The following is a 15826-nucleotide window of genomic DNA, read 5'->3' as shown; positions in this document are numbered from 1 at the left end:
CCGGACACGTCCTTCTTGCGTTGATCGCTAGTTCGCCCGGGCCGTCGCTTGGCCGAAACCCGAGACCGCCTCGCGCATGACGAGCCGCTTGAGCAGTCTGCGGCGCTCCTCTTGCGTCGCTCTCGCCAGCTCTCCCGCGCCGTGGAGCGCGAGCAGCGCCCGCTTGGCCGCCTCGCAGGCCGGCTCCTCCGCCTCGAGCAAATAGTATGCCATCCGGTAGGCTTCGAGTTCTAGGCCTCGGAGGATGTCGATGCGGCGATTCACGATCGCAGCTCCAGATTGAGCAGCACAGTATCTTTTAGCTCGGCGGTAGCTTCGCTGCTCGGACCGTCGTACGCGACCTGGCCTTGATAAAGTGATTTCCCTGACGCGGCTTCGATGACGGTCACCTTCGTAGAGACTCTTCCCATCGCTCCGTTCACTTGCGCGCCTGGAACGACAAAGTAAAATTTCCCGTCCATGAATCTCGGCATAAGAAGCTCTTTGCCGCCTAGCTCCGAGGCAAGAAGCGTGTAAGCAGCGGTCTCCGATTGGGTTCGGAGATCCGTCTCCGTAATGTCGAAGCTTTCCCCTCTCCATCCGGTAGAATTGCCCGATATCGTAACTGAATACATTTTATCGCCATCAACATAGTTGTTCGTATGCTCCATATTGACTGGAATGGTCAAAGCGAGCGGTTGTAATCGACCGTCGGCATAATCGTAAATAAACGGTTCATATTCGATAATCTGCGCCTTTTCGGAAGCGGCAGGCGTCGATTGATCGCCTCCTGCTTCTTTTCCCGCCCCCGCTTCCCTTGAAGCAAAGAGAACGACATGAAGCAAATTTATACTTGTCCCTCGATCATTGGCAACCGACAAGTGAAATCCCGCTTGAACAGGCAGCTTGATCTCTCGCGTGTCGATCAACTGGCCGGCCGTTAGATCGAATACGTAATCGAAAAGCTGCGGATCGCTCTGCATATTGGATTGCGTCGTGCCATAGCGTTCTAGCAGGAAGTGGGCATGCTTGCCTTCGATCTGCAGATCCGCGAGTCCGACGTTCTCTCTCGGTTTCCACGTGCCTGCTGCCCATGAATATTCCACTGCCTTTTCCGTTTTCTTGTTCAGGACGGACAGCTTAACGATTGCCTCGCCTTTCTTCGGGACTACCTCGACATATAAGAGCAGGTCATCGGTTTGTTCAAACGTACCGTATTCCTTGCCTCGCATAAATGTGCGATGCTCTTTGATTAACGCTGCAGTCGCCGCGCTGTATGTTTTAGAGAAAGGCAAAATAAATAATCTGCCCACCCTATTGGCGTCGGTGTAATTCGTACCTTCGGCGTCTACCGTCATCGTTCGATTGCCCTTGCGTCCGACATAGCTGCCGTCCAACTGAATCGCCGAGCCAATCGTAGCGTCGCCCTCCATCGTTTCCAGATGAAATCCCGGAAGCCGTTCGTCGGAAGCGTAGCCGTAATAAACGGCCAGCGCAGCAATTGAAAAAGCCGCTAGCAGCCCAACCCACGCGTAACTAAAAATTCTCTTACGTTTTAGACGGACACTTTGCCGGTAATCAGCTTTAAGCTCAGCCATATCGCCCCAGCGACCTCCAATCCGAATATCGTCAAGCACACGGCCACCGTTTCCGACGGGTAAAGCGGAAGCTCGATGGACATCGACGCCAAGACAAGCAACGTAACGTTAAGAGCCAAGTAAAGCGCCGCAATAACGATGCCTCGAATCCTGTAGCTGCGCTCCAGTAAGATCCCCGCAAAAACGAGCATCACGGCGAGCAGGCCCATGCCATAATTGATCAGGAATTGCGTAAAGCGCAGCGGAAGTAGCAGCTTAAAAATCTCGCTGGCGTACATGGCGTCGGTGAACCTGCTCGATTCCTTCAACAGCTCCGGCGTTACCACCGCATATTCGAGCTTTAAAATCGCCATGGCAACCAGCTGCCAGGCCAGCATCGAAAAAATGAACAATAAAATCGCGGTCAGCTTTGCGAAGTAAAGCGAGATGCGTCCGCCCGGCACCATCAGCAGCCTGAAAGCGAACGGATGTCGCCCGAACCAATCCCTGTACCATATGAGCAATACGTAGGCGAGCAACGCGGCCAGCGGCAAGACGACGGCAAGCGCGAAACCGCTCTGGACATTCCCGATGACGTCCGCGAACGAGTACGTTTGGGGCAAGACGCCAGGCTCGCGGGTTCCTTCCTTGATGCCGTAGCGGTTTGCGTAGTTATGAATCTCCCTTGCCACGGCCAGACATTCCACGATTAGCGCATACGCCATCATGCCGGCCAGGATATAACGGAACCTGCGAACCTCCAGCGCCAGCAGCTTGAAGTAATGGCTCATGACCGGTACACCTCCCGCATCACGTCGAGCACGGATTTCCCCTGTTCGTCCCGTACCTGCTCGCAATCGATGTCGCGGGCGACCTTGCCGTCCTTCAGCAGGATGGCGCGATCCAGCAGGTACTCGATCTCGCCGATCTCGTGCGTCGTCACCAGCACGCCGCGGTCCTCGATCAGCCGGCTCGAGAATACTTCGCCGATCATCTCCCGGCTGAACACGTCGATCCCCGAAAAAGGCTCGTCCATCAGCACGAACTCCGTGTCCGCAGCCAGACCGAGTACCAGCCCGTATTTGGCCGCCGTCCCTTTGGACAGGTTGCCGACGCGATCGCGCGGATCCAGCCGAAAAAATGCCATCAGCTCGTTCGCTCGCGCTTCATTCCACCTCTTATAGTAGTCCGCCATAAACTGAAGGCCGTCTTCGAGCCTGTAGCCGCCCGGCATCGCCGCATGGTCCGGGATAAACGAAACCTTCTCGTAGAGCTCCCGCTTCGATCCGACGCCGTCGACGCGGATGCTTCCCTTGGACAACGGAGTTAGCCCCATGATCGCCTTCAGCAGCGTCGACTTGCCCGCGCCGTTCATGCCGACGAGGCAGGTGATCTGTCCCTTCTCCGCGGAAAAGGTCACGCCGTCCAGCACCTTGCGCCAGCGGTAGCGCTTGTGGGCGTTTTCGATGCGAATCACGCGCCTTCACCTCCCGGCTTCCGATCCCGGCGCTGCGCATCCGATTCGTATTCCTCTTGGACCAATGCCACAATCTCCTGGAGCGGCACCTGCATGTTGCGGATCGAGCCCACGAACGTCCGGACCGCTTCGCCCAGCAGCTCCGACCGGATATTGCGGAGCACGTCTTCGTCTCTCGTTATTCGGCTTGGCGAATTGCCTTCCGTGACGATCAAGCCTTGTTCCTCCATTTCCTTGTAAGCTCGCTGTGCCGTATTCGGGTTCATCTTGAGCAGCGAAGCGATCTCGCGCCTCGACGGGATCGCCTCCCCCGCCGCCAGCAGGCCCGTAACGATCCGTTCTTTGAACAGCCGGACGACCTGCAGGTATACCGGATCTCGCGTGTTGAACGCCGTCTCCATCCAGCCGCCGTGATTATCCATCGCTCTGCCTCGCCTTATCTTGGAGTGTGTGTACTAAGCGGTTCATACACCATGTGTGTATTATGCCCTTCATACACCTGTATTGTCAATCCATGGAAAGAGAGATTTAGGAAAAGTTTAGGTTGGCAGCGGGGTCATCGTACCACGCAAAAAAAGCCGGAACGCATCCACATCCTGTCGGATGCGCGCTTCCGGCTTTCTTTTATTGCGATGTCCATTCGCTAAGCCGCTTGCGACAGGCTTCCCGCCGACCACATCGCTTCGGTGGGCGCTGCCCGACGATTCCGGGGCGCTGCGTGCGACGCGGCGCCCTGCATGGGCATCTGTCTCGCTTGCATGCGCGCCTCTCCGTTGGCAAGCGCCACCAGCGTGCCGATATCGCCTCTCGCGTAGGCGTCGGCCATCAAGTGCGCTTCGATCCGTTCATTCTCGTCCGCGGGAAGTCCAGGCCCTTCCTCCCGCGAGAGCGCGCCCTGCACAAGCGCGAGCGACCTGCGGGCACGGACGTGCGCGGCCTTGACCGCGCCTTCGGACGTGCCGAGCCGTGCCGCCGTCTCCTTGATCGAATAGCCAAGGACGTCGCGCAGCAAAAACACGGTCCGCTGCAGCTTCGGCAGAAAAGCGTTCAACGCGGCGAACACCGGCGCCAGCTCCATAGCCAGCAGCGGACGATCGATCGCCGCTTCCTCCGAGTGGGCCTCCTTCATCAGCTTCGCCTTGCGCGCGTCGCGGCGCAAGCCGTCGATCCATACGTTCCGAGCGACGCGCAGAAGGAGCGCCTCCGGATTGGCATGGCCGCCGCCTTCCCGGAGCGCGGGCAGCGCGCGGCTCCAACTCTCCTGCGCCAGGTCTTCGGCAGCGGGCTTCGAACGAACGAGCGACAAGCTATACCTCCCTACGCTGGCGGACAGCCGCTCTACGTCAATGACAGTATCGATCATGCATACATCCTCCTTTCACGGCTATGGCGATGGGCTTCCTAAGCTGATTCGCCCGTTTATACAAGTAAACGAACGTCTAGGCAAAAAAGATACGTGCAGTAAAATACAGAGCCTGCCGTATCTTTTCGCCGCGGACGCACGATTACCGAATCGAACGTCCACACCAACCGACGGGAGGAACCTCCAATGAACGGCTATATCCCCTACGTGATCGACCAGACGGCGCGCGGAGAGCGCTCGTACGACATTTATTCCAGGCTGCTGAGAGACCGTATCGTATTCCTCGGCGCGGCGATCGACGACATGATGGCTAACTCCATCGTCGCGCAGATGCTATTCCTGGCTGCGGAAGATCCGGAAAAGCCGATCAACATGTACATCAACAGCCCCGGCGGATCGACGACGGCGGGCATGGCGATTTACGACACGATGCAATTCATCCGGCCCGAGGTGCACACGATCTGTACCGGCATGGCCGCGTCGTTTGCCGCGATCCTGCTGCTGTCCGGCGAGAAAGGCAAGCGCTTCGCGCTGCCGAACAGCGAGATCATGATTCACCAGCCGCATGGCGGCGTACAAGGCCAGGCGAGCGATATCGCCATCAGCGCGAAGCGCATTCTGCTCATCCGGGAACGGCTGAACCAGATCACCGCCGATCGAACGGGGCAACCGCTCGATCGGGTGGAAAAGGACATGGACCGCGACACGTTCATGAGCGCCGAGGAAGCGGTCGCGTACGGCATCGTGGACCGCGTCATCGAGACGCAGCCCTGATTCTGTGCGCTATATTTCCGTTTGCGCAGCCAGCTCGCCCAGCTTGTTCATCGTGTTCCAGTTGCGGGAGGTGAGCGTGAGCTTCATCTTTTGAAACAAGACCGCGAAAGCGGAATCCAAGATGCTCGGCGTGAGGAGCAAATAAATCGCCCGATCTCCGATGACGCACTGTTCGCCCTCCGCGGACAGTTCGCCGATTCGGGACAGTTGATCGTTATCCAGCGGCTTGTCCAGCAGATTCACGTACAGCTGACTGGCGGCCGCGATTTGCGCTTCGGAGAACGGGCAGTCGCGCAGCAAACGCTGCAGCTCGTCGTTCGTTCGCAGCAACACCGTTGCCTTTTTAACGCCGAATTCGTCACGCAGCGCCGCCTCGAGCATCTCGCGCAGCGCTTCTTCGGAGCGGTCGGAGCGGAAGACGATATTGCCGCTCTGGATATACGTGCGCACGCCTTCGAGCCCAAGCCGCTCGCAGGCCGTCTTGAGGTCGGCCATCTTCACTTTATTGTTGCCTCCGACATTGATGCCGCGCAGCAGCGCGATATAGACCGTCATCTTCATTCCTCCAAGGAGCGATTCGCGGCGAGATGCAAGGCTTCGGGCGAGTGCGAGCGGCCGGGCAGCCTGATCTTGTCACGAATTCGTCGGTACCCTTACCGGGTAAGAATAAGTTACGATAAGGGTAACCAAAACCGGAGGTGTTGGCAATGGCCTATGTCATTATTCTGATCGTCTGCATGTTCGTAGGCGGCGGCGTCATCGTGTTCGGCGGCAAGAGCGCTATCGACGCAGGGGATTAAGCGCAGCCCCTTTTCCCGTCCATCCCATACGTAAAACGCCCGCGCCATTTCGGCAGCGGGCGTTTTTCATCGCTCAATCCAGAACCTTGATCGAATAGCGGGCGCGCTCCGTCACGAGCAAAGCCACGCCTTCGGCCGTTTCCGTCAGGCTCAGTCCTTCGAGCGGAATCTCGAAGGCGTCGGACGGCAAGCGCTCTTCCCTGCCTTCCGTGACGACCGTCCCGCTCCCAATGAGCAGCAGCGAGGCGCCGTTCGTATAGTCGTCAAGGGCCTCGCTCCGCTCTCCTCTTCCCTCGATGCGCTCGAGCCGGATTCTGACCTCGTCGAGGTCGCGATCCTCATGCTTGGTTACGACCAATTCCTTGTCCGTTTGCGATTCGAGCCATTGCGTGACATCTGCGATCGATGCGGGCATGCCGGCTCCTCCCTTCTTTCGCGGCGATTTGTGGGCGCCTATGCTGTCCCTTACCCGATAAGACGTCGCCTGCTACCCTGCCGCCGACGCCCATTTTTATCCGGGCGGGTGTCCTTGGCGGCATTCGCGGAATAGGCTAACCCATCATGAAAACCAATGGAGGCTAGCGCCATGCACATCAATCCGCGAGGCTCGTTCGGTCAAGGCTTCGGTTATGGCTACGTTCAATCCTATAACGGCTTCGTTCCCGATTATTATGGATATCCGGGCCTCTCTTATTCCGCGGGCTACCCTTCCCGTCCTTATTACGCCGATTCGTATCAGCCCGGCACCCCATATCCTGGCCTCGAACAGATGCCGATGCCCGTGCTCCCGCCAACGCAGACCGGTCCAGACAGCTCGGCTCATCATGCGGGATTTCAGGCACAGAGCCATATCGGTCCGCTTGATGCGGGCATGCACGCGCAAGGTTACTACGGCGGCGGATACGGAACCGGCGTCCATACCGGAGCATACTTAGGCGGCGAGTACGGCCTGGGCCTTCAAGCGGGCGGCGGGATCGGCGGCGGACATGGCATTCACGCCAATATAGGCGGTCAATTCGCCGGCGCGAACGGCGCGGGCATCCAGGCCGGCGCCCAAGTCGGCGGCGGCCAAGTCGCCTCGTTCCAGGGCGGCGCCCAGCTAGGGGGCCAATACGGTGCGGGCCTTCAGGCGAAAGGTCAATTGAGCGCCAACGCAGGCCTCGAAGCGAAGGCTGGCGGCCAAGTGGGAGGCAAGTACGGGGTCGGTCTGGAAGCCGGCGCGCATGTGGGCCCGCAAGGCGCGGGCGTTCAACTCGGCGGCCAGGCGGCGGGTCACGGCGCGGGCTTTAAAACCGGCATCAAGTGGGGTTAAGGCGAATCGGCGCCGTGCGCCGGCAGCCGTCCAAGCGCGCAGGCGACCTCGGTCGTCCTGCGTGCTTAGACGGCGTTAAAAGCTTGATTGCTCTGCCGGGAACGAAGCGGAACGGTGAGCGTGAAGCAAGAGCCGCCCGGACCGGTGTCCGTCAGCTCGACGGTCCCGTCCATCAGCTCGGCGTACCGGCGGCAGATCGACAATCCGAGGCCGATGCCGCCGTAGTTGCATTTGATCGATTTGTCGTGGACCTGGGAAAACGAGCGGAACAGCTGATCCTTGCGCTCCGGCGAGATGCCCATCCCCGTGTCGCACACGCTGAAGGATAACCAAACCCTCCCGTCTTTGACCGGCCGGTCTAACCGCTCGATCGTCAGCGACACTTCTCCCCGTTCGGTGAATTTTACGGCATTGCTTACGAGATTAATGAGGATTTGTCTGATTTTCAGACCGTCCCCCTCATAATTGCCAAGCAGCTTGTCGTCGATGGACAGGCGGAGCCCGATATTCTTTTTCCCGGCTTCGAACGCATGGATCTGCAGCGCCTGCTCCGCGCATTCCGCCAGGTTGAACGGTTCGGACTCGACGCTCATCCTTCCCGCCGCGATCTTGGAATGCTCCAAAATTTGGTTCAGCATCGCCATCAGACCGTCGCCGCAGTCTTCGATGACGGAAACGTAGTTCCGCTGCTCCTCGGTCAAGTCCGTCGAACGCAGCAGATTCGCCATCCCGAGCACCCCGTTCATTGGCGTGCGGATCTCGTGGCTCAACACGGCGAGCAGATTGTCCTTTTCTTCGAGCGCGCGCATCGCCTGCGCCTGGGCCGCCTGCAGCTGCTTGACGGATTCATCCAAGGCCAGCACGTCCGTGAAAAATTTGGACAAAGACAGCATAAGTTCGACATCGCGCTCTTCGAATGAATAAAAACGGTCGTCGAAAGCGCATAACGATCCGAATATCTGACCGCCGGGCGTCCATAACGGCACGCCTAAAAAGGAACAGCCGCCCACGAATTGCGTCGCGGGCATATCCTTGGTCAACGGATGCGTCAGGTTGTTTTCGATGAGGAGCGGTCCGCGGGCTTTCTCCGTGACCAACGCGCAATACGATTCCTCGTTGGCTACGACTAGCCCTTCCGTGAGGATGGTCTTGTCCCGGTTGAAAGCATTGAGGACGACGGTGGACACGCGATCGAGATTCGCGATGCAGAACGTATTGGCCGGAATCATCCGGCTGGCCGTTTGCATCACGTCCATGCCGGACTTGTATAGTTTATCGGAGATTTTCGCGAGAACGTCGACATAATCGGTTTTCATTCGTCCACCCCTTTCGATTGAGAAGCAGGATTCGGGCGGCGCATCCCCCTTCATTAAGCGCAATCGCGCGTCACGTCTTTAACCAAAGCACGAGCGAGCGCATTTGCTTCTCCGCGCCATGGGACAGCAGCGCGCGTCCCGCTTCCGTTTCGGCGGCTGCTTTGCCGTTCCATTCGTCCATTTTGAGCTTGACGAGCTTCTGCCGGCGAATGATCGTCTGGAACGCGGCTTGAAGCCGCTCCGCCTCTCCCCGCGCCTTCAGATCGACGGCATCCGCTTCCAGGCTGAAGACGCGCTTGCCGTTGTTTTCGATCCAATAGCGCCACTTCTCCCCGTCCAGCAGCAGGAAATTGCCGGGCTTGCGCGCGAAGGAAACGCCTTGGCCGCCGGACGGCCATTCCGCGATCAGCCCGAAGGGATTGGCCGGATCGGCGGCGGACAACACGGCCAGCTGGCCGTCGCCGCTGCCGGCCGGACGCTTGACCGCATCGCGGAAAGCCGGCGTAGCGAACTGCAAAGCGTCGAGTCCGCGGATGAAGGCGCCTCGCGTCACCAGGCCCCAGTCCTCCAGCTGCCGCAGCACGCCTTGAAGGACGTCCCACGGATAGGGCGACACCTTGGAGACGAGCTCCCGGTTCACCATGCCGTAAGTATCGAGCAGGTGCTTCGTCCAGGCGAGCACCGGCGATTCTTCCGCTTCGGAAGAACTGCGGCTTGACGGACTATGGTCGTCGATATTATCGTCTTCGCTCGCGGATTCAAGCAAGCCGGACACGGCGTACCAGCGTCCAAGCCCCGAACCCGTCCGGCCTTGGAACTGACGCTTGGCCCCGGCGGGGTCGGTGTGAAGCCGGAGCGGCGCGAATTGGTCGTTGGAGACGAGACCTTCCCAAGCCAGATCGATGAGCGCGGGCAGCAGCTCCGACGGCCGCATATCCGTCTCCCTGGAGAGCTTCGTAAGAAAGCTCGCCCCGCTCTCCCGAATGAGCTTCGCCAGCTGCGGATGGCGCGTCTTCGCTTCCTGCCGCTTCGCCGCTTCCGCATACGGTTCGTACAGCGCCTTGTCGTCAGCCAGGAAGAAGGCGATCTTGCCCTCCCGCTCCTCCTCCTCGCGACGGCCGATCCAGAGCACCTCGCCCGTCGCGCAGAGCAGGTCCAAGTCTTCCTTGCGGTAGCCTTGCACGCGCGCGGGCAGAATCAGCGTCTCCCAATGCGACAGCGGGAGGAAAATGCCCTGCAGCTTGCCGATGGCGGCAAGCAGGCCTTCGCCCCCCTGCATCTGCGAGCCCGGAAGCGCATGCTGGAGCATCGCGATCTGGCTGCACCAGCGGATCGCGTCCGCCGGCTCGGCCTGGGACCGGGCGTGCCGAACCGACCAGCGGACGAGCTTGGAGGCGACCTGCACGCTCGTCCACAAACGCTCGTCCTCGCCGGAGGCGTGCGGCGCCCGCTGGATCAATTCGCGCTCGAGCAGCAGTCGTACGGCTTCGGCCGCCCCGGGCAGGTCCAGCATCGGATACCGCTCGACGAGATCCGCCTCGGTGAAAGACATCCGGTGGTCCGCGTATCGCCCCAGGATGAACAGGACCGAAGCCGGGTCAGCCGGGAATCGCGCGTACAGCTCCGCTTCGTCGGAAGCGATGTATCGAGGCTCCTCGTCGCCCGGCATGCGGATCGCGACGGCGGCTCCGCTCTCTTCAAGCCCGCTCAGCCAGGCCAGGCTGCGTTCGCCGGCGGCTTTGACGATCTCGCCGGCCGTGAGATCGCCTCTGGTCTTGAGCAGCGATGCGAGGTCTGCCGGACCTTCGGGATCTCTCGAAGGCGACGATAGGCTCGCTTGCATTTGCGCCATCGCTTCTTCGGATACGGCCGGGCCGGCATCCGCCCCGCCGAACAGATCGCGGGCCAGTTCGTGGTTGATCTGCAAGATTTGGCGCCGGGTCGATTCGTCCAGGCCGTCCCCTTCGTAGATCCGCATGTTCACGTAATCGGCCATGAACTGGGAGGCGAGCGGCGAAGGATACGGCGTCTCGCGGACGACGATCTCGATGCGCCCTTCGTCTACGGCCTCCAGCATCCGGCGCAGATCGCCGAAGCTGAGGTAATCGTGAAGCGCCTCGCGCATCGCTTCGCCGAGATACGGGAACTGCGCGCCGTAAGGAAGCGCCTTGCGCAGCAGCTCCTCGCTCCGCAGACGCTTCTGCCACATCGGCGTGCGCGTGAAGCTGCGGGCGAGGAGCAGCGACGTTTCCGCGATTTTGCGGAAAGCGACCGCGAGCAGCGGCGAGCCGGTCACCGCCTCCGATAGCAGCGTCTCGACGTTCGCCGTCGATACCTGGCTCAAGATTCGCAGCCAGGAGGCATCCCACTCCGGCAACACGATCTCGATGCCGTTGTCCTTGGCGTTGCCGTACAGCCGGTAAGGCATGAGCAGCTCGAACTGCCGCTGAAGCGCCAGCAGCCAGGCCCGGTTCACGCTGCGCCCGAAAAAGTTGTGGATGACCATATGCGTCTGGTTCATCACGTCGCGATAGTGCTCGACGACGATACGGGCATCGGTCGGCACCGCGCTTGCGCGATGTTGTGCGCGCACATGGCCGATCAGCGATTCCGAAGCAGCCGCGTCCATGCCGAACCCGTCGCGCAGCCATGTCGCGACCGCGTCATCGTACGCTCGCTCCCGCGCGGCATTCTCGCCGTCCGTGTCGTCTACGACTTCCGCTTCTGCCTCAAGCCCCAGCCGCCCGGCGATTTCCCGCCAGAACGCGCCGATTTTTTCGCCGAGCGCATAAGATCTCCCGCCCGCTTCATTGCGCCAAAAAGGCACCTCGCTGAACCGGTTCGCCGCTTCGGCGACGTACACGCGGTCGTTTTTGATCTCGCGGATCATCCACGAGCCCGCGCCGAGCTGAAAGACGTCTCCGACGCGGCTTTCTTGGATGAACTCCTCGTCGAGCTCGCCCAGATGCGCTCTGCTGTCCATATGATGCACCGGGTATCCGCCGCTTTGCGGAATCGTGCCCGCCCCGCTCACGGCAGCGGCGCGACCGACCGCCCGGGCCGTCAAAAGGCCCGAGCGCGCGTCCCAATCGAGCAGCGGCTTAAAGAAAGGATAAAACCCGGACAGCACCTTCAGCATTTCCTTGAACCGCCGCTCGTCGTAATCCCGATAGCTGTCGCTTCGCCGAACGAGGCGAAGCAGATCGTCCGCGCGCCAATCGTCCATCGATACGATGGCCACCGCCTGCTGCGACAGCACGTCCATCGGCCCGTACGGGATCTCGATATCTTCGATCTCGCGCCGCGAGACGAGCCGGCTCAGCACGGCGGCCTCGGGCAGCAGCGCCTTGGCGCGGACGATCATCAACCCGCGGCTCTCCTCGCCCACGGCATGCCCCGCGCGGCCGATCCGCTGAATGCCGCGGTCGGCGGCGAGCGGCGTATCGATCTGTATGACGAGGTCGATATGGCCGATGTCGATGCCCAGCTCGAGCGAAGACGTCGCGACGATGCATCTTAGCTCGCCGCTCTTGAGCAGACGCTCGGCCTCGAGCCTTCGCTCCCGCGCAAGGCTGCCATGATGAGAGCGCGCCATCTCGTAGCCGACATGGTCGTTAAGCCGGAGCGTCAGCCGCTCCGAGAGCCGCCTGCTGTTCACGAACAGCAGGACGGACCGGCTATCCGACATCGCCTCCATGATGCGGTCGAGCAACGGCTTCCATACGGCCTCCCGTCCTGCCGATGGAACCGTCGGCTCGGGCATGGTCACCTTGACGCTAAGGCGCTTCGTCATGCCGCTCTCGACGATCGCCACCGGCCGAGGCTGCATCGCCTCCTCAGCGCTCTCCTGCGGCGATTCCTCCCAGCCGCCCAAAAACTGCGCGACGCGAGACAGCGGCTTTTGCGTCGCGGACACGCCGATCCGCTGGACGGGACGCGCGCATAGCGCCGTCAGCCGTTCCAGCGAGAGCGACAGATGCGAGCCGCGCTTGTCCGCGGCGAGGTCGTGGATCTCGTCCACGATGACCTGCTCGACGGTCGCCAGCATGTCCCGGCCTTTGCCCGAAGTCAGCAGCAAATAGAACGACTCCGGCGTCGTCACCAGCAGATCCGGGGGGCGGCGCAACATGGCAGCCCGCTTCGCCGGCGTCGTATCCCCGGTCCGAACCTCGCTCCGGATGCCTGGCCAATGCTCGCCCCGCTCCGCGGCCCATGCGTCGAGCTGGCGCGCGAAGTCCGTCACGTGATGGTGAATATCGTTGTTGAGCGCCTTCAGCGGCGTAATGTACAACGTTCGCACGGCAGGCTGCCGCTTGCCTGCGGCATCGCTTCTCGCGATGCGGTCGAGGCACGGCAGCAGCGCCGCCAGCGTCTTGCCGGAGCCGGTCGGCGCGGCGATCAGCGTGTGCTGTCCTTCGGCGATCGAAGCCCAGGCTTTTGTCTGTACGTCGGTCGGCTCCCCGAACGTCGAAGCGAACCAGGCGGACAGTACGGGGTGGAACGGCAGCTTGCTGTCCTCAGTCAACGCAATCGCTTCTTTCTTGGTTCATGATCATCGTCCGAAAAATCTGCCGATCATTTCCTTGACGAGACTCGTATAGATCGGCTTGCTCATATACTCGTCCATGCCCGCGGCCATGAACCGCTCCCGGTCCCCTTTAAGAGCGTTCGCCGTCACCGCAACGATAACCGGGCACGTCTCCGCGGGAAGGCGTTCTCGGATCATCCGCGTCGCTTCGATGCCGTCGACGCCGGGCATTTGCACGTCCATGAAGATCAGGTCGAACGTATCGCGCGTCGCCGCTTCGACCGCTTCGATGCCATGCGCGGCAATTAGGACGCGATGACCCAGCTTCTCCAAAATTTTAAGCATGACGAGCTGATTGATCTTGTTGTCCTCTGCGACTAGAATCCGCAGCGGGCGTGCGACGTCAAAATCCTGCGCCGTGCTCGCCGGCTGGACCGCCGAGTCGCCGGACGTATCGGCAGGGTCGAGCACGACCGTAAACGAAAACGCCGCGCCCTGCTCCACGCTCTGTTCGAGCCAGATGTCGCCGCCCATTAGAACGGCCAGCTTTTTGCTGATCGCGAGGCCCAGGCCCGTTCCTTCCGTCTCTTTCGTGAACTGGTTGTCGATTTGGTAGAACGGCTGAAAAAGCTTGAACGCCTTATCCTTCGGAATGCCGATCCCCGTATCCTTCACCGTGAACTTGAGCCCGATCTTGCCCCGCTCGGCTTCACTCCGGACGACCGTCACGTACACGCCGCCGGACGTCGTGAATTTGACCGCGTTGCTGAGGAGGTTCATCAATACTTGCTTCAATCGGCTCTCGTCGCCGACGGCAAGCTTCGGTACGCCGGGATCGACCGACACTTCGGTCTGGAGGCCCTTGTCTCTCGCCTTGGCCGAGACGACGTCGACCGATTCAAAGACGCAGGCGCGTATGTCGAACGTTTCCATCGTGAGCTCCGTTTTCCCCGAGTCGATCTTGGAAAAATCCAGGATCTCGCCGATGATGGCCAGCAGCGTCTCTCCGCTCTTGCGGACGACGTTCAGATAGCTCCGCTGCGTCTCGGTCAAGTTGTCGCCGTCGAGCAGCAGGTCCGTCATGCCGATGATGCCGTTCATCGGCGTACGGATCTCATGGCTCATCATCGCGAGAAACTCGCTTTTCGCTTTGTTCGTCGACTCGGCGCTTTCTTTTTCGATGAGCAGCTTTTTCTGCTCGGTGATATCCTTGATGATCAAATAGTAGCCGACGATTTCGCCGTGAATAATGATGGGCGCCAAAGTCGTCAGCACTTCGCGCGTGGTGCCGTCTTTATGCGTGATTTTGTCGTTCTGGCGAATCTCCGCTTCGGAAGCGTCCACGTTGCCGCGATGCGGGACGAATCGCCTCCAGCCCGTGAACGTGGCGATCGGATAACCGATCATCTCGCTCACCATATACCCGGTCAGCTCTTGGGCGACCTGGTTGGCGTTAATGACGCGCCCCTCCAAATCGATGGACACGACGGCATCGTGGTTATACTTCTTGAGCGACGTATAGCGTTCGACGCTTTCCTGCAGCTTAAGCTCCACGAGCTTGCGGTCGGTGATATCCTGCACGGTGCCGACGAGGCCTAATGCCTCTCCTTGATCCGAATAGACGGCCGTCCCGCGAATATGAACGTGCTTAATCGAAGCGTCCTGCATGAGCAGGCGCGTTTCAAAGCTGAGTTCGCCGCCGTTCGCGGCTTCGTTAGCAAGCTCGGCAAAAGCTTCGCGATCCTCTGCGGCGACCAAGCCTAGCAGGGTCAGCTCGTCGCCCGCCGCGCGCTCGCCGGCATTCTCGTAAATGCGGGCCAAATTCGACGAGTGCGAGAAACGTCCGCTCTCCGCCTCCCATTCCCAGCTGCCGATCGCCGCGATTCGTTCGGCCTCCGCGGACATGCTCTCGTGCTTTTTGCGTTCGGTGACCTCGCGGCCGACGAACAGCTTGAACGGCTTTCCGGCTTTATCTTGAATCCGCTTCACGCCGGCTTCGAACCAAAGCGTTTTACCGTCCTTGCGTTTGAGCCGATATTCCTTCAGCGCGTACGTCTGGAGGCTTTGGATCTCGTAGCGCTTCAGGTCCTGCTCGTCGAAAAGCATGCGCTCGTGCAATCCGACGAGTTCGCCCTGCCGATAGCCTAACAGCACGTATGCATTCGGCGCCGCTTCGACGATTCGGCCTTCAAGGTCACATATGTAATAGAGATCGACGATATTTTCTCCGATGATACGCTGTCGTTCCCGAAGCGTCTCCAGTTCTTCTTCGGTACGCTTTCTGTCTTCCGTCTCGTAAAATTGCCATAACGTATGCGGGTGCCCTCCGCCGTCCGGTACGAACTTCGATGCCGTCGCGTCGAACCTCACCGGCTTGCCGCCGCTTTCGATAAGCGTTACGCTGCCCTTGGCGCCCTTATCCAAATCCTGCGCCTCCCTACGGTCGTCTCCCTCCCGTACGGCCGAATCGAAGAGCGCTTCGACCGAGCGGCCGACTAGCGCGGATTCGGCGTATCCCAGCATGCTAACCAGCGCTTCGTTTACCGCGACCCACCTGCCGGCGGCATCCGCGATCCCGATGCCGTGACGCGATAATTTAAACCAGTGTTCCCCCGTGCCGAGCAAGGACTGCGGCAAGCCTGACATCGCGTTTACCCCTTTCGCATGTCCGCCGATCTGTTTCAAGTCTACACGGACTGT

General features: G+C 60.5%; 13 protein-coding genes. 2 read left to right on the top strand and 11 right to left on the bottom strand.

Annotated features, from left to right (window positions below):
• Positions 1–27: 27 nt before the first annotated feature.
• From BM235_RS19435 to BM235_RS19410, 6 genes are all read right to left on the bottom strand, one after another.
• Positions 28–264: a hypothetical protein gene (locus tag BM235_RS19435; RefSeq protein WP_090115885.1), complete on the bottom strand. Its 237-nt coding sequence runs from the start codon at positions 262–264 to the stop codon at positions 28–30.
• A complete protein-coding gene (locus BM235_RS19430) occupies positions 261–1616 on the bottom strand; it encodes a hypothetical protein (protein ID WP_143106706.1) in 1356 nt (451 codons plus the stop codon). The genes BM235_RS19435 and BM235_RS19430 overlap by 4 nt, the downstream gene beginning before the upstream one ends.
• Positions 1535–2347 carry a hypothetical protein gene (locus BM235_RS19425; protein WP_090115883.1) on the bottom strand — a complete coding sequence of 271 codons (813 nt, stop codon included), beginning with the start codon at positions 2345–2347 and terminating at the stop codon, positions 1535–1537. Before BM235_RS19425 ends, BM235_RS19430 begins: the two co-directional genes overlap by 82 nt.
• Complete coding sequence (locus BM235_RS19420) at positions 2344–3033, bottom strand: ATP-binding cassette domain-containing protein (RefSeq protein ID WP_090115882.1); 690 nt, start codon at positions 3031–3033, stop codon at positions 2344–2346. Before BM235_RS19420 ends, BM235_RS19425 begins: the two co-directional genes overlap by 4 nt.
• Entirely contained in the window at positions 3030–3434 is a 405-nt protein-coding gene (locus BM235_RS19415; protein WP_090116069.1) for a GntR family transcriptional regulator, read from the bottom strand. Before BM235_RS19415 ends, BM235_RS19420 begins: the two co-directional genes overlap by 4 nt.
• 242 nt (positions 3435–3676) lie before the next feature.
• Positions 3677–4396, bottom strand: coding sequence for an RNA polymerase sigma factor (locus BM235_RS19410; protein ID WP_090115881.1), 720 nt, complete (start codon positions 4394–4396; stop codon positions 3677–3679).
• A gap of 141 nt (positions 4397–4537) precedes the next feature.
• Between BM235_RS19410 and clpP the strand changes: the two genes are divergently transcribed.
• Positions 4538–5170, top strand: coding sequence for an ATP-dependent Clp endopeptidase proteolytic subunit ClpP (gene clpP, locus BM235_RS19405; RefSeq protein ID WP_255374492.1), 633 nt, complete (start codon positions 4538–4540; stop codon positions 5168–5170).
• Between the two features lie 9 nt (positions 5171–5179).
• Here clpP and BM235_RS19400 read toward each other — a convergent pair whose 3' ends face one another.
• Both BM235_RS19400 and BM235_RS19395 read right to left on the bottom strand, forming a co-directional pair.
• Positions 5180–5725 carry a DUF1697 domain-containing protein gene (locus BM235_RS19400; RefSeq protein WP_158543816.1) on the bottom strand — a complete coding sequence of 182 codons (546 nt, stop codon included), beginning with the start codon at positions 5723–5725 and terminating at the stop codon, positions 5180–5182.
• 318 nt (positions 5726–6043) lie between these two features.
• The gene (locus tag BM235_RS19395) at positions 6044–6385 is read right to left on the bottom strand and encodes a hypothetical protein (RefSeq protein ID WP_090115878.1); all 342 of its coding nucleotides are present in this window, start codon (positions 6383–6385) and stop codon (positions 6044–6046) included.
• Positions 6386–6556: 171 nt separating this feature from the next.
• On the opposite strand from BM235_RS19395, the gene BM235_RS19390 reads away from it, so the two are divergent.
• Positions 6557–7282 carry a hypothetical protein gene (locus BM235_RS19390; protein WP_090115877.1) on the top strand — a complete coding sequence of 242 codons (726 nt, stop codon included), beginning with the start codon at positions 6557–6559 and terminating at the stop codon, positions 7280–7282.
• A gap of 65 nt (positions 7283–7347) precedes the next feature.
• Here BM235_RS19390 and BM235_RS19385 read toward each other — a convergent pair whose 3' ends face one another.
• The 3 genes from BM235_RS19385 to BM235_RS19375 all read right to left on the bottom strand — a co-directional run bounded on the left by BM235_RS19385 (position 7348) and on the right by BM235_RS19375 (position 15772).
• Positions 7348–8598, bottom strand: coding sequence for a sensor histidine kinase (locus BM235_RS19385; protein ID WP_090115876.1), 1251 nt, complete (start codon positions 8596–8598; stop codon positions 7348–7350).
• A gap of 70 nt (positions 8599–8668) precedes the next feature.
• Positions 8669–13123, bottom strand: coding sequence for a DEAD/DEAH box helicase (locus tag BM235_RS19380; protein ID WP_090115875.1), 4455 nt, complete (start codon positions 13121–13123; stop codon positions 8669–8671).
• A gap of 27 nt (positions 13124–13150) precedes the next feature.
• On the bottom strand, positions 13151–15772 hold the full coding sequence (locus BM235_RS19375) for a PAS domain S-box protein (RefSeq protein WP_090115874.1): 2622 nt from the start codon (positions 15770–15772) through the stop codon (positions 13151–13153).
• Positions 15773–15826: the final 54 nt, after the last annotated feature.

The sequence above is a fragment of the Cohnella sp. OV330 genome, from assembly GCF_900112065.1.
Classification (GTDB): Bacteria; Bacillota; Bacilli; order Paenibacillales; family Paenibacillaceae; genus Cohnella.
The sequence above is the reverse complement of the archived record's forward strand: the minus strand, read 5'-3'. Positions and strand labels throughout refer to the sequence as shown.

Bases quoted from the DNA above. Each gene is read 5' to 3' on its own strand.
- BM235_RS19425 (WP_090115883.1), bottom strand. From the start codon at position 2,347: ATGAGCCATTACTTCAAGCTGCTGGCGCTGGAGGTTCGCAGGTTCCGT.
- BM235_RS19415 (WP_090116069.1), bottom strand. From the start codon at position 3,434: ATGGAGACGGCGTTCAACACGCGAGATCCGGTATACCTGCAGGTCGTC.
- BM235_RS19410 (WP_090115881.1), bottom strand. From the start codon at position 4,396: ATGATCGATACTGTCATTGACGTAGAGCGGCTGTCCGCCAGCGTAGGG.
- BM235_RS19400 (WP_158543816.1), bottom strand. From the start codon at position 5,725: ATGACGGTCTATATCGCGCTGCTGCGCGGCATCAATGTCGGAGGCAAC.
- BM235_RS19395 (WP_090115878.1), bottom strand. From the start codon at position 6,385: ATGCCCGCATCGATCGCAGATGTCACGCAATGGCTCGAATCGCAAACG.
- BM235_RS19390 (WP_090115877.1), top strand. From the start codon at position 6,557: ATGCACATCAATCCGCGAGGCTCGTTCGGTCAAGGCTTCGGTTATGGC.
- BM235_RS19385 (WP_090115876.1), bottom strand. From the start codon at position 8,598: ATGAAAACCGATTATGTCGACGTTCTCGCGAAAATCTCCGATAAACTA.
- BM235_RS19375 (WP_090115874.1), bottom strand. From the start codon at position 15,772: ATGTCAGGCTTGCCGCAGTCCTTGCTCGGCACGGGGGAACACTGGTTT.